The following is a 12,783-nucleotide window of genomic DNA, read 5'->3' as shown; positions in this document are numbered from 1 at the left end:
TCAAGGAAGACCTTCCATGTCCTACACCCTCATCGAGCTCTACACCGCCACCCCGGCCTGGACCGCTCTCCCGCCTGACCAACGCACCGCCTTCTTCACCCGCATCGGCGCAGGCATGCAGCAGTTCGATCCGGTTCGCATCGCACCGGTGGCGATGGGTCGTGTCGCGGAGGGCGCAGCGCACGGTGGCAGCGAGCAGTTCTACGCTGTATGGAGGTGCGCGAGCCGGGAAGACGCCGACGCCCTGCTGGAAGGCATTGCCGCCACCGGTTGGCATCAGTACTTCGCCACCACCAATGCCGTCGGCGCAGACGATGGGATGGGGCAGCACCTTGCCGACCTGGCCGCCTTGTAGCAGCGCCTCCGGACGCGCATGGCACATGCGCCTGTCACCCGGACGCGGTAAACAGGACATTGCCCATGTCCATCCGCAGGCAAGTTGATCATGCAGAGCACGCTCCAGGTAACGCTGTACGGCCCGCAGGGCGATACGCCGGCACTGCAGCTGCCGCAGATGGAAGGGCCCTCGGTGGCCATCCCGGAAGCGGTACTGCGCCGGCTGGTGTCCGATCTCTACACCACCCGTTCCCTGCTCAATCCCGAGCAGCTGGACGAGGCCCGGCAGGAGCTGGACCGCGTGCTGGAGCGCTGGGCCGACATCCACGAAGGCCTGCTGCTGGACGTGGAAGTGCATGGCAGATGAGCGACGTTGCACAGCGGCCACCGCCTGCGCTGCGCAGTCAGGCGCATCACTGAACCGCGCCCCCAGTTGCGGATGAAACATTTTGCACTGCGCAAAAGCTGTGCTATCAATAGATCCCATGAACGCAGCCGCTACCCGCTTTTACTGGTATTACTTTCCGAAGCCACTGGCGGAGGAAGGACTGCGCTCACCCTGAAGAAAGCTTCAGACGCATTCCCGAAAGCCGCCAGCGAACCTGGCGGCTTTTTTCATGCCGCCACGCTGGGGACCCCCAACGTTCCGGAGATCTCCTGCAATGCCCCCGCACACCGACGACCTGCGTATCCGCACCATCGAACCGCTGACACCGCCTGCCCAGCTGCTGGCGATGCTGCCCTGTGACGATGAAGCTTCCGACACCGTCAGCGCCTCGCGCGCGGCCCTGCACCAGATCCTGCACGGCCGTGACGACCGCCTGGCGGTGGTGGTGGGCCCGTGCTCGATCCACGACCCGAAGGCCGCCATCGAGTACGCCCAGCGCCTGAAGCCGCTGCGCGACGCGCTGGCTGGCGAGCTGGAAATCGTCATGCGCGTGTACTTCGAGAAGCCGCGCACCACGGTGGGCTGGAAGGGCCTGATCAACGACCCGGACCTGGACGGCAGCTTCAGGATCGACAAGGGCCTGCGCATCGCCCGTGGCCTCCTGCGCGACATCAACAAGCTCGGCCTGCCGGCCGGTGTTGAATTTCTCGATGTGATCTCGCCGCAGTACATCGCCGACCTGGTGGCATGGGGCGCGATCGGCGCACGCACCACCGAAAGCCAGGTGCATCGCGAGCTGGCTTCGGGGCTGTCGTGCCCCGTCGGCTTCAAGAACGGCACCGATGGCAACGTGAAGATCGCCGCCGACGCGGTGGGTGCGGCATCCAACCCGCATCATTTCCTGTCGGTCACCAAGCAGGGTGGCACTGCCATCGTGTCGACCACCGGCAACCCGGATTGCCATGTGATCCTGCGCGGTGGCAAGCAACCGAACTACGACGCTGGCAGCGTGGCTGAGGCCTGCCAGGTGCTGGCCAAGGCCAAGCTGCCGGCGCGCCTGATGATCGATGCCAGCCATGCCAACAGCCTGAAGAACCCCGAGAACCAGCCGAAGGTGATCGACGACATCGCCGCTCAGATGGAAGACGGCGAACAGCGCATCGTGGGCGTGATGATCGAGAGCCATCTGGTCGGGGGCCGCCAGGAACTGGTGGAAGGCCAGCCGCTGGTCTACGGGCAGAGCATCACCGATGGCTGCATCGACTGGGACACCACCGTGACGGTGCTGGAGCGACTGGCTGCGGCCGTGCGCGCCCGTCGCGACGTGAAGGTGTCTGAAGCCGCCTGAGTGCGGCACGTGTGTGGATGGCGGCCAGCGCCTGCGGGGGTGCGGCCGCGATCAGGGCCGGCCGGAGTTGGAGACCGGCCCATCTGCACCGGCGATGCGCCTGGCGCTGCGCATGAGCGACAGCGCCAGGTACATCGCCGGGGTGGTGTGGATCCCGACGAACGCGTTGGACTTGATGGATAGATCCACGCTATGCGTGGATTCCACAGTAGATCCACGCCATGCGTGGATATTGGCAAACCAGGCGACACGATTTCGGAAGAGTTGCATGGAGTCTTCCTGCAGCTTCATTCGAAGATTGCAGCCCTTGTCTGGTTGGACCCCGCCAATGCATGTTTTCCCGAACGACAGCTCTCTGGATTCAGCGTGCCGGTCGACTTCCAGTGAAGCTGCCAAGGCGCTCTTACGCTTGAAAGGCGGCCGGATTGCCGATGACGCGATCTCCGTCATCGAGGACTGGATCGAACCATCGTCTCCTGTGGCGACGGCGAGCCTGCTGGCTGAACTCGATGAAAGAATCGAGATCCATCGCAGCAATGGTGATCAGACGCTTCTGCGCACCACGCTGAAAGCGCGAGCGATGATCGCCGCGTCCACCGACGAAGAGCCTGGTGAAGATGCGCGGGAATCATCGTTCAGGATAGTACCCGCAGCATCCCTCATCGGAGACTGGCACTCGGACGTCGAAACGAGTTGCCTGATCGTTGATGGAGATCTGAGCGTCGAAGGCGTGCTGGCGCTCAATGACCTGGGCGAGACGTTGTGTGTAATCGTTCTGGGTAACCTCAGCGCCCGTAATCTTGACTGCGGCGGTTGGGTCTTTGTGCGCGACGATCTCGCATGTGAGCATCTCCATGCGTGCTCGCTCAACGACGGAGTTCTGGCCGTGGGCGGAAGTATGAGCGTGCAGACGTATCTCGAGATAGGCACATACACGCAGGTCGGTCTTGATCTTCGCGCCAGGTTCCTTTCCACCGTCCAGAACGAAATCGTCGTTGAGGGGGCGGTTCACTGCCCGGATTTCAGTAGACGATCCGATCCTGACTACCTGTCTGAATGGGTAGATCCCGAGCTTCTTGAGCGGGTCGAATCTGACAGCGATGGCTGTGAGAGCCCGTGGACCTTCTATCCTTCGGAGGCCTACCGGCAGCGCATCATCGCGAGCAGGAGCCCCATGAGTCCCAAGCTGCGCGATTGAGCCGGGCGCGTGCCCCGCCGTGCGAACCTCAATGCACTTCGTCGTGGTACACGAACTTCGGCATTTCCCAGCGATAGTGGATCGCCAGCAGGCGCAGCGCGAAGCCGCCGCCCAGGCAGCACAGGATCGCGGTGGCGTCGGCCACGCCCCAGTGCAGCAGCAACAGATACGCCGCGCCGGTCAGCAGCGCGATGATCGCGTACAGCTCCTTCTGGAAGATCAGCGGCACCTCGTTGCAGAGGATGTCGCGCAGCACGCCGCCGAACGCGCCGGTCAGCATGCCGGCGATCAGCACGATCGGCATCGCATGGCCGGCCTCGCGCGCGATCGAGCAGCCGATCAGGGTGAAGGCGATCAGACCCAGGCCATCGAGCACCAGGAAGGTGCGCCGGAAGTGGTGCATCCAGCGCGCCACCCAGGTGGCGATCAGCGCCGCGCATACGGTGAACCCCAGGTACTCGGGATGCTTCACCCAGCCCAGCGGATAGTGGCCGAGCAGGATGTCGCGCAGTGATCCACCACCGAGGGCAGTGACACAGGCGATCATGACCACACCGAACAGGTCCATGCGGCGGCGGCCGGCAGACAGTGCGCCGGTCATGGCTTCGGCGGAAATGGCAACCAGGTAGATGATGGACAGCAGCATGGAACAGGCTCCGGGCGCGGTGGGGCCGGCCATGCGCAACTGCCACCACTGCCTGCGCAATGACGGGATGACGATGACCGGTGCCGCTCCCGCTGTCCTTTTGCCTGAGAGTTCAGCGGCATGGGCCGCGTGCCCCTTCGGCGGATCGTCCCGGGCGTGCCCGGTGACCTCTCTCCAGCTCGGCGAGTCGAATGCATGGTTGGTGGGATTCCAGCCCACCGGCCTGAGCGATCATGGGAGCCTGCGCCTTCGGCGGGCGCCAGCGCGGCGCCTCTCTCCTGCATTCGGCCGCCAGTATATCCGCTGCAGTGCAGCACGGCATAATCCGGGCATGGCCCCGTCCCTCCGCCCCTGGTTCCTGTACCTGCTCGAATGCCGCGATGGCAGCTATTACGCCGGCATCAGCACCGACGTGGATGCGCGTTTCGCCGCCCACCAGGCCGGCAAGGGCGCGCGCTACACCCGGGCCCGGCCACCGCTGCGAGTGCTGGCCGTGCGCGAATACCCGGACCGGGCCGCCGCCTCACGCGCCGAGTGGCAACTCAAGCAGCAGCCCCGCGAACGCAAGCTGGCCTGGCTGCAGGCGCCGGTCCTGTAGATCCACGCCACGCGTGGATGGGCTACCCGGCCCATGCGATGATCGCCCCGCGCCCAGAGCTGGAGACCCGGATGTCCACGATCGCCCTGCTGTTCGCTCTTTCCGCAGCAACGAGCCCTGCCCCCGACCCGGCCACCATCGCGGCCATCGAAGCCACCTGCCACGACTACGTCGATGGCCAGCTGGAGGCCGACCCGCAGCGCGTCGCCCGCTCCCTGCATCCGGACCTGGCCAAGCGCGCTGTGCTCGGCGATACACCCGACGAACGCCTGGGCCTGCGCCGGATGTCGAAGGAAGAACTGGTCTCGCTGACGAAGCAGGGCGCGTTGAAGACCCCGAAGGATCAATGGGATCGTCGCTGCACGGTGCTGGACGTGACCGGCAACGCGGCCTCGGTGCGGCTGGAGACCCCGTGGTTCGTCGATTACTTCCACATGGGGCGCTTCGACCAGCGCTGGGTCATCGTCAACGCGTTGTGGTATCCAAAGCCGAAGGCACAGTGAGCGATGCGTGCCGCCGGCAAAGCATGGATCTCCGTCGTCGTGCTGGTCGCCGGCATCGCGCTGCTGCCTGGCCTGCTGTACCTGCTCGGGCTGGCATTGGCAGGCGGTCGGCCGACGCCGGCCGAACGCGCGCCCAGTGGTGTGGCAGCGTGCAGCAGTGAACCACGCGCGGGATACCAGCCGATGAATCCCTGGCGTTTCGCCGCGCAGTTCTTCGACAAGGACGTGATGAAGAAGAAGGTGCCGGAAGTGGAGCGGGAGGCCTTCTGGATTGCCCGACGCCACCTGTGGCGGCAACCACAGCGCGGCATGCCGCGCTGGCATCTCAGCAGTACCGCATTGACGATCTGGATCACCCGGCATTGGAGTACTGCGCAGATTGCCGACACCGCGAGGAAGGAGGACTTCTGCCGGACCTGGTCGAAACGGCGGGTGCCCGGTGGCCCGATGAACCAGTAGATCCACGCCATGCGTGGAGGGTGTTGACCGGGTCAGAGTCCTTTCCTGCGGAAAGGGATCCGACCCCGCTGCGTGCAGCCCTACCGCTTCGGCCGCCGGTCGTCGCGGTCATCACCGAAGATGATGCGCGCACTGCGCTGGTAGCTCCAGTACGCGACCGCCCAGTTCAGCAGCACCACGATGCGGTTGCGGAAGCCGATCAGGAAGAACACGTGCGCGGCCAGCCAGAACCACCAGGCCAGCACGCCGGAAAGCTGCAGCCGGCCCAGGTGCACGATCGCGGCCATGCGGCCGATGGTGGCCAGGTTGCCGTAGTCGGCGTACTTGAACGGGCCGGGCTCGGGCTTGCCGTGCAGGCGCGCGCGGATCACCTCGGCCACGTATTTGCCCATCTGCTTGGCGGCCGGTGCCACCCCGGGGACCGGCTTGCCGTCGGCCTGGCTCAGTGCGGCCAGGTCGCCGGCCACGAACAGCTCCGGGTGACCGGGCAGGGTCAGGTCCGGTTGCACCGGCACGCGTCCGGCGCGGTCCAGTGGCACGTCCAGCGTGCGCGCCAGCGGTGAAGCGGCTACGCCGGCGGCCCAGACCACGGTGCGCGCCGGTACGAACTGTTCGCCGAGCTTGAAGCCCTGGCTGTCGATGTCGCTCACCGGGGTACCGGTCAGCACTTCCACGCCCAGCTTTTCCAGTTGGCGGCGCGCCTTCAGCGAAAGCACATCCGGGAACGAGGACAGCACGCGCGGCCCAGCCTCGACCAGCCGCACCCTGGCGCTGGCCGGGTCGATGTGGCGGAATTCGTTGCGCAGCGTGTGGCGCGCGATCTCGGCCAGGGTGCCGGCCAGTTCGACGCCGGTGGGACCACCACCGACGATGGCGAAACTCAGCCACGCCGCCTTTTTCGCCGGGTCCGGTTCGGCCTCGGCGCGTTCGAACGCCAGCAGCAGCTTGCGGCGCAGCGCGATGGCATCGTCCAGCGTCTTCAGGCCGGGCGCATCATCGGCCCATTGATCGTTGCCGAAGTAGGCGTGGGTGGCGCCGGTGGCCAGCAGCAGGCTGTCGTAATCCAGCGTGCTGCCATCGGCCATGCGGATCTGCCGCGCCCGCTTGTCGATGGCCACCACTTCGCCGAGGCGGACTTCCACATTGCGCTGGTGGCCGAGGATGTGGCGCAGCGGTGCGGCGATATCCGGCGCGGACAGGCCGGCGGTGGCCACCTGGTACAGCAGCGGCTGGAACAGGTGATGGTTGCGGCGATCGACCAGGGTGATGCGTATGCGCTCGCGGGCCAGGGCACGGGTGGCCCAGAGACCGGCAAAACCGCCGCCGACAACGACCAGGTGGGGAACGCGCTCGCGACTCATCGACTCACTCCAGTGGGGGCATCGGGGGAAGCGCCTGGCATCTTCGCACGGCGGCCACCTGTCACGTCAGCGCCTGCCCGGATCGGCGATACTCGGGTTCAGGCAACGGCCCGTGAGGAGCCCATGAGCGAACCGGAAAAGCGCATCGCCCTGTTGATCGACGCCGACAATGCGCCGGCCTCGAAGATCGACGAGGTCCTGGCGGAAGTCGCCCGCTACGGCGTGGCCAACGTGCGCCGTGCCTACGGCAACTGGAAGAGCCCGCGACTGAAGGGGTGGGAAGCGGTGCTGCATGAGTATGCGATCCGCCCGATCCAGCAGTTCGCCTACAGCAAGGGCAAGAACGCTTCGGACATGGCGATGGTGATCGATGCCATGGACCTGCTGTACGCGCGCAACCTTGATGGCTTCGCCATCGTTTCCAGCGATGCGGACTTCACCCCGATGGTGATGCGCCTTCTGACCGATGGCGTGAAGGTATATGGCTTCGGCGAGAAGAAGACGCCCGAGCCATTCGTCAATGCGTGCTCGAAGTTCACCTACCTGGAGGCACTGGGCCAGACCCATGCCAGCGTGCCCGATGCCGAACAGGCGTCCAGCGAGCAGGCCTCGAACGAGCCGGTGACCAACGACGATGCGCGTCCGCGCAAGAGCGGTGCGGAAATGCGCAGTGACACCCGGCTGGTGAAGATGCTGCGCCGTGCGGTGTCCGCGGCCGAGGGTGAGGATGGCTGGTCGCACCTCGGACCGGTCGGCAGCCAGATCGGCAACCAGGCCTCGTTCGATCCGCGCAACTATGGCTACGGCAAGCTCAGCGATCTGCTGGCGGCGATCGGTCTGTTCGAACTGAAGAAGGATGGCAAGTCGTCCTACGTGCGCGCGCTGCCAAAAAAGAATAGGTAGTGCCTGCCGCTGGCCGGCAATGCCCGGATGCCAGATCCCGCATCCGGCACGGACATCTCCGCCCGATCAGGCGTATCGTTGCCGCTCGCATTGCCAGCAAGGAAAACCCGCATGTTGAAGATCTGGGGCCGCCGCAATTCCAGCAACGTCCGCAAGGTACTGTGGTGCGCCGAGGAAATCGGCCTGCCGTACGAATCCATCGAAGTCGGTGGCAGCCATGGTGGTACGCAGACGCCGGAGTACCAGGCGATGAATCCCAACGGCCTGGTGCCGGTGATCGAAGACCACGGCTTGCCGCTGTGGGAATCGAACACCATCGTGCGCTACCTGAGCGCCCGCTATGCACTGGGCACCCTGTACGCTGAGGACCCGATGGAACGCGCCCAGGCCGAGAAGTGGATGGACTGGAGCACGTCGCGGATGGCGCCGCTGTACAGCGACCTGGTCTGGGGCATCATGCGCACCGCGCCGGCCGACCGCGATGAAGCGCGGATCAATGCCGCCATCGTGCGCGCCGGAGACTACCTGGCGATGGCCGACGCTACCCTGGCCAGGCAGCCGTGGCTGTCGGGCGAGAAGTTCGCGATGGGCGACATCCCGCTGGGCTCGCTGGTCTACGCCTGGTACGAGCTGCCGATCCAGCGACCGGAGCTGCCGCATCTGGCTGACTGGTATGCGCGGCTGCGTGAGCGCCCGGCCTACCAGCGCGGCGTGATGTCGCCGCTGACGTAAGCGAAGGCGTCCGGGGTCAGAGCCCTTTTCTGCGAAAAGGGATCCGACCCCTGGGCATCGGGGTCGGATCCCACCCGACGGGTGGGCTCTGACCCCTCAATACAGGTCCGTTGGATCCACATCCAGCGACCAGCGCACCTTGCGTGCTTCCGGCAGCGCATACAGCTGCGGAACCAGCTGCGCGAGCACGCCATGCAAGGGTGGCCGCTGCGGCGCCGACAGCAGCAGCTGTGTGCGCTGGTAGCCCGCGCGCCGCGGCATCGGCGCCGGCATCGGGCCGTACGCCTCCACCACGTTCTGCTCGCCCAGCAACTGCCGCGCAGCCAGCAGGAACGCATTGGCGTGCTCGACCTGCTGCGCTTCGGCGCGCATCAGCGCCAGGTGCGCGAACGGGGGGAACCCTGCGGCTTGCCGCTGGTTCAACTCGGCCTGCGCGAACGGGTGGTAGCCACCGCTCACCAGGGTTTCCAGCAGCGGGTGACCAGGGTGATGGGTCTGCAGCCAGACCTCGCCGGGGTCACGCGCACGTCCTGCACGACCGGCCACCTGGATCAGCTGCTGCGCCAGCTTCTCGCTGGCGCGGAAGTCGGCGGAGAACAGGCCTTCGTCGATGCCGACCACCACCACCAGGGTCAGCTTCGGCAGGTCGTGGCCCTTGGCCAGGATCTGCGTGCCGACCAGGATGCCGGGCTGGTCGCCCAGTTTCGCCAGCTGCTGCTCCAGCGCATCGCGGCGTGAGGTGGTGCCACGGTCGATGCGCACCACCGGGAAATCGGCGAAGGCGGCGGTGAGGTGTTCTTCCAGGCGTTCGGTGCCGATGCCCTGCGGCTGCAGCGCCAGGCTGCCGCAGGCCGGGCATGCCAACGGCGCCGGTTGGCGCGCGCCACAGTGGTGGCACTGCAGGCGTCGGCCGCCGCCATGCACGGTCATCGGCGCATCGCAGCGCTGGCAAGGCGCGGTCCACCCGCAGTCGTGGCACAGCAGCACCGGTGCGTAGCCACGGCGGTTCTTGAACACCAGCACCTGCTGGCCACGCTGCAGGTGTTCGCCGATGCCGGCCAGCACATCGGCCGAGAGGCCATCGTGCAGCGGCCGCTTGCGTACATCGAGGATGCGCACGCGCGGTGGCCGCGCATCGCCGGCGCGCTGCTTCAGGCGCAGGTGCGTGTAGCGCCCGGCGTAGGCGTTGTGCAGCGTTTCCAGTGAAGGGGTGGCGCTGCCGAGCAGCACCGGAATGCCCAGCGCCTTGGCGCGCACCAGAGCGAAATCGCGCGCGTGGTAACGGATGCCGTCCTGCTGCTTGTAGCTGCCGTCGTGTTCCTCGTCGACGATCAGCAGGCCGGCCTGCGGCAATGGCGTGAAAACCGCCGAGCGGGTGCCGACGATGACCCGCGCTTCGCCTCGGGAGGCGGCCGCCCAGACGCGCGCGCGCTCGTTGTCGTTCAACCCCGAATGCAAGGCGTGCACGGCGATGCCCAGGCGGCCGCGGAAACGTGCCAGGGTCTGCGGGGTCAGGCCGATTTCCGGTACCAGCACCAGCGCCTGCCTGCCCTGCGCCAGGCAATGGATGATCGCCTGCAGGTAGACCTCGGTCTTGCCGCTGCCGGTCACGCCGTCCAGCAGGAACGGCTGGAAGCCGTCGGCAGCGTTGATCGCAGCCACCGCCCCGGCCTGGTCCGGGTTGAGCGTGGGGCCGGGCAGCGGCTGCGCATGCTGCGGTGCCACCGTCATCGCCACGCGCTCGGCCAGCTCGCGCTTGGCCAGGCTGCGTGCAGCGGTGCGCCAGTCGGCCATGCGTTCGCCGAGCACGTCCTCATCCACGATCGCTCCTGCCAGCAGCTCGGCCAGCTGCCGCGGACGGCTTCCGGCGCGCAGCTTTTCGCGCTGGGCGTGGCCTTCGGTGGTCAGCTGCCAACCCCAGTGGTGGGTGTCGGGCAGGGCCTCGCCATGGCGCAGCGGGCCGGGCAGGGCGGTGCTCAGCACCTCGCCCAGTGGCGCATGGGTGTAGCGCGCCAGCCACTGCAGGCTCTGCCAGAGTTCGCCCTGCAGCAGCGGCTGCCGGTCGCACCAGGCCAGCGCCTGGCGCAGTCCCTGGCCGTCGTCGGTCTGGCCGTGGCCGGCCACCACGCCGACCAGCTCGCGGTTGCCGAACGGCACCTTCAGGCGGCAGCCGACCGCGGCCGTGGGGCCATCGCCCTCCGGCGACAGGTAGTCGAACAGGCGGGGCAGGGGGACGGGCAGGGCGACCTGCAGGGTCGGAATGGGTGAAAGCATCGGGCCAGTGTAACGGGCCATGCACGCGCGAATGGCAGGGGGCAGACGTGCCCGGGCGACGACCGTTGAATCATAAATGTCACCTAAATATCGGTGTCCATTGGAGATTCAGTCTTATCCACACGTTCTGTGGATAACGTTGTGCGTTACCGGTCGACGGGAACGCAGGAGGCCGATGGCGACGAGCTCACCCTTGGGTTGGTCAAAAAATCGCCACACTTGAAAGGCATTCAAAATCAACAACTTGAGTGTGAAACATTGCTGAAACAGAGTGAATTCAGCGGCATGCCGCAATTTCCCGCGCGGGGAGCGTGGTGCTGTGCACAACCTGCAGCACGAAGTGCCTGTGGGCGCAAGTCCTACGGGTGCCGATGGGCTGCCGCTATCATGCCGGCAGACCTTTGGAGTGACCGATGACGGCTGTGCCCGCCCCTGTTTCCTCGACCGCGGCCGGCGCGCTGTCGGCGTTCCTGCGTGGCGTCGAACGCCGCGCCCTGGTGGTGGCTGAACTGCAGTGCGGCGATGCCGCGCGTGCCGAGCAGACCCTGGTGGCAGTGATGCGCGCGTTTGCAGCGGTCGCCAGCGACCTGCCGATGGCGCAATGGCCGACCCGCTTCTGGACCCTGCTGGGCCAGCGCCAGGCGCTGCGCGAGCCGGCGGGCGGGCAGTGGGCGCCGTCGTTGGCCGCGTTGGGCGCGATGCCGCCACTTCCACGACTGGCGCTGCTGCTGCGGGTGGGCGGCAGCCTGGACGAGGGCATCGCCATGCGCGTGCTCGACCAGGACGAGGCCGGATACCAGCACCTGCTGGCCGATGCCTGCCCGCGGGATGCCCATGGCCAGCCAGACGCCGCAGCCTGGCGCCAGCTGGCCGAGCAGGTGCAGGCGCGTATCCGTGAACTGCCGGCCACGCGCCTGCAGCAGCTCCAGCAGCCGGCCGCACCCGCCGCCCTCAATGAAGCACCGGCCTCCAGCTGGCGCGCACCGCAGCGGGACGAGCGTGCGGCCGCCAACGGCAAGCGCCGCCGCGCGAATGCCAGGCCGCGCTGGCGCGGTCCGCTGATCCTGCTGGTGACGGTGGCGGTACTGCTGGCCGCCGCGCTGGGGTGGCGCCACCTGCAGGGACATTCGTTCGGCAGCGATGCACCCTTGCCGGAGGGCGTAGTGGGCGAAGCCGGTCCGGTGACCGTGGAAGCCCTGCCACCGAGCAAGGTGGACGCCACACCGGACGCGGGCCAGGCGCAAGCCAATGATGACGCAGCGATGCTGGCAGACCGCGACTACCCGCTGGTCGCCGATGCCGACCTGTACGCGTGGACTGCCGCGGGCGGCCCGCTGCCGGTGGATGAATCGCAAGCCAAGCCGAGCCGGCCGGAGCCGGCCAGTGCCACGCTGGAAACGGCTGCCGCCGATGAATAAGTACGTGCTCGCCAGCCTGCTGCTGGCCCTGCCGCTGTCGCTGTCCGCCGCACCGCAGCCGTTGAGCGTGCCGTTGCCGCCACCGGTTCCGGGCAGTTCGCCGGCCACGCCGGCGTCGGCCGCTGCAACAGCACCTGCCGAATTCGTCCAGCTGGATGCGCAGCAGCAGCGACAGCGCCGTGCCGACTACGCCGCCTGGCGCGCATTGCCGGAAGCAGAGCGCGAGCGCATCCGTCAGGCGGCTGCGCGCTTCAATTCGCTGCCGGCCGATCAACAGCAGCGCATGCGGCAGCAATTCCAGGCGCAGGATCAGGCGTTCCGCGCCGGATGGCGGCTGGGCCCGCAGCTGGGCCTGGAATTCCCCAAGCTGCACGGACTGTTCGGATTCGTGCCACCGGAGCAACGCGAGACCGCGCTGGCCGTGCTGCGCCAGCTCAACCCGGCGCAGCTGGCCCAGCTGGCCCTGGTCGCGCAGCGCACGCCGCCGCAGGAACGCGACACGGTACGCAGCGCCTTCCTCGCCGTGCCCGCCGCCGAGCGCGACAGCTGGCTAAAGCGCCAGGCCGGCCAGTAGAAAAGGGGACGGAGGGGATTAAGTCGTATCAGGCCAGTCAGTGCC

At 67.2% G+C, this 12,783-nt stretch carries 15 protein-coding genes and 2 riboswitches; of the genes, 11 read left to right on the top strand and 4 right to left on the bottom strand.

What is annotated here, in order from left to right; translation table 11 throughout:
- The first annotated feature begins 16 nt into the window (after positions 1 to 16).
- From ACSYHF_RS18350 to ACSYHF_RS18340, 3 genes are all read left to right on the top strand, one after another.
- Positions 17 to 355: a DUF6616 family protein gene (locus ACSYHF_RS18350; RefSeq protein ID WP_005419664.1), complete on the top strand. Its 339-nt coding sequence runs from the start codon at positions 17 to 19 to the stop codon at positions 353 to 355.
- 90 nt (positions 356 to 445) lie between these two features.
- Positions 446 to 703 carry a hypothetical protein gene (locus ACSYHF_RS18345; RefSeq protein ID WP_005419663.1) on the top strand — a complete coding sequence of 86 codons (258 nt, stop codon included), beginning with the start codon at positions 446 to 448 and terminating at the stop codon, positions 701 to 703.
- Between the two features lie 295 nt (positions 704 to 998).
- Positions 999 to 2,072 (top strand): 3-deoxy-7-phosphoheptulonate synthase, encoded by a 1,074-nt coding sequence (locus ACSYHF_RS18340; RefSeq protein ID WP_065186318.1) that lies wholly within the window; start codon positions 999 to 1,001, stop codon positions 2,070 to 2,072.
- Between the two features lie 51 nt (positions 2,073 to 2,123).
- On the opposite strand, the gene ACSYHF_RS18335 is transcribed toward ACSYHF_RS18340, so the two are convergent.
- Entirely contained in the window at positions 2,124 to 2,363 is a 240-nt protein-coding gene (locus tag ACSYHF_RS18335; protein WP_069139659.1) for a hypothetical protein, read from the bottom strand.
- Between the two features lie 37 nt (positions 2,364 to 2,400).
- Between ACSYHF_RS18335 and ACSYHF_RS18330 the strand changes: the two genes are divergently transcribed.
- On the top strand, positions 2,401 to 3,270 hold the full coding sequence (locus ACSYHF_RS18330; protein WP_181357742.1) for a hypothetical protein: 870 nt from the start codon (positions 2,401 to 2,403) through the stop codon (positions 3,268 to 3,270).
- A 28-nt stretch (positions 3,271 to 3,298) separates the two neighbouring features.
- Here the strand turns inward: ACSYHF_RS18330 and ACSYHF_RS18325 are convergent, their stop codons facing one another.
- Entirely contained in the window at positions 3,299 to 3,916 is a 618-nt protein-coding gene (locus ACSYHF_RS18325) for a trimeric intracellular cation channel family protein (RefSeq protein WP_005419661.1), read from the bottom strand.
- 84 nt (positions 3,917 to 4,000) lie between these two features.
- A riboswitch (glycine riboswitch) is annotated at positions 4,001 to 4,104 on the bottom strand.
- Between the two features lie 13 nt (positions 4,105 to 4,117).
- A riboswitch (glycine riboswitch) is annotated at positions 4,118 to 4,207 on the bottom strand.
- Positions 4,208 to 4,247: 40 nt separating this feature from the next.
- Between ACSYHF_RS18325 and ACSYHF_RS18320 the strand changes: the two genes are divergently transcribed.
- From ACSYHF_RS18320 to ACSYHF_RS18310, 3 genes are all read left to right on the top strand, one after another.
- On the top strand, positions 4,248 to 4,514 hold the full coding sequence (locus tag ACSYHF_RS18320; RefSeq protein WP_005419660.1) for a GIY-YIG nuclease family protein: 267 nt from the start codon (positions 4,248 to 4,250) through the stop codon (positions 4,512 to 4,514).
- Positions 4,515 to 4,585: 71 nt separating this feature from the next.
- Positions 4,586 to 5,017, top strand: a complete 432-nt coding sequence (locus tag ACSYHF_RS18315) for a nuclear transport factor 2 family protein (RefSeq protein ID WP_032954574.1) — start codon at positions 4,586 to 4,588, stop codon at positions 5,015 to 5,017.
- A 3-nt stretch (positions 5,018 to 5,020) separates the two neighbouring features.
- Positions 5,021 to 5,476 (top strand): hypothetical protein, encoded by a 456-nt coding sequence (locus ACSYHF_RS18310; protein WP_111128769.1) that lies wholly within the window; start codon positions 5,021 to 5,023, stop codon positions 5,474 to 5,476.
- A gap of 80 nt (positions 5,477 to 5,556) precedes the next feature.
- Here the strand turns inward: ACSYHF_RS18310 and ACSYHF_RS18305 are convergent, their stop codons facing one another.
- Positions 5,557 to 6,837: an NAD(P)/FAD-dependent oxidoreductase gene (locus tag ACSYHF_RS18305; RefSeq protein WP_005419654.1), complete on the bottom strand. Its 1,281-nt coding sequence runs from the start codon at positions 6,835 to 6,837 to the stop codon at positions 5,557 to 5,559.
- A 123-nt stretch (positions 6,838 to 6,960) separates the two neighbouring features.
- Between ACSYHF_RS18305 and ACSYHF_RS18300 the strand changes: the two genes are divergently transcribed.
- Positions 6,961 to 7,740, top strand: a complete 780-nt coding sequence (locus tag ACSYHF_RS18300) for an NYN domain-containing protein (protein ID WP_005419652.1) — start codon at positions 6,961 to 6,963, stop codon at positions 7,738 to 7,740.
- A 111-nt stretch (positions 7,741 to 7,851) separates the two neighbouring features.
- Positions 7,852 to 8,472 (top strand): glutathione S-transferase family protein, encoded by a 621-nt coding sequence (locus tag ACSYHF_RS18295; RefSeq protein WP_005419650.1) that lies wholly within the window; start codon positions 7,852 to 7,854, stop codon positions 8,470 to 8,472.
- Between the two features lie 96 nt (positions 8,473 to 8,568).
- Here ACSYHF_RS18295 and ACSYHF_RS18290 read toward each other — a convergent pair whose 3' ends face one another.
- Entirely contained in the window at positions 8,569 to 10,746 is a 2,178-nt protein-coding gene (locus ACSYHF_RS18290; protein ID WP_005419648.1) for a primosomal protein N', read from the bottom strand.
- A 413-nt stretch (positions 10,747 to 11,159) separates the two neighbouring features.
- Between ACSYHF_RS18290 and ACSYHF_RS18285 the strand changes: the two genes are divergently transcribed.
- Complete coding sequence (locus ACSYHF_RS18285) at positions 11,160 to 12,164, top strand: hypothetical protein (RefSeq protein ID WP_447575910.1); 1,005 nt, start codon at positions 11,160 to 11,162, stop codon at positions 12,162 to 12,164.
- Positions 12,157 to 12,738 carry a DUF3106 domain-containing protein gene (locus ACSYHF_RS18280; protein WP_329845510.1) on the top strand — a complete coding sequence of 194 codons (582 nt, stop codon included), beginning with the start codon at positions 12,157 to 12,159 and terminating at the stop codon, positions 12,736 to 12,738. Before ACSYHF_RS18285 ends, ACSYHF_RS18280 begins: the two co-directional genes overlap by 8 nt.
- Positions 12,739 to 12,783 lie beyond the last annotated feature (45 nt).

The sequence above is a fragment of the Stenotrophomonas maltophilia group sp. P373 genome (assembly GCF_053295075.1).
The sequence above is the reverse complement of the archived record's forward strand: the minus strand, read 5'-3'. Positions and strand labels throughout refer to the sequence as shown.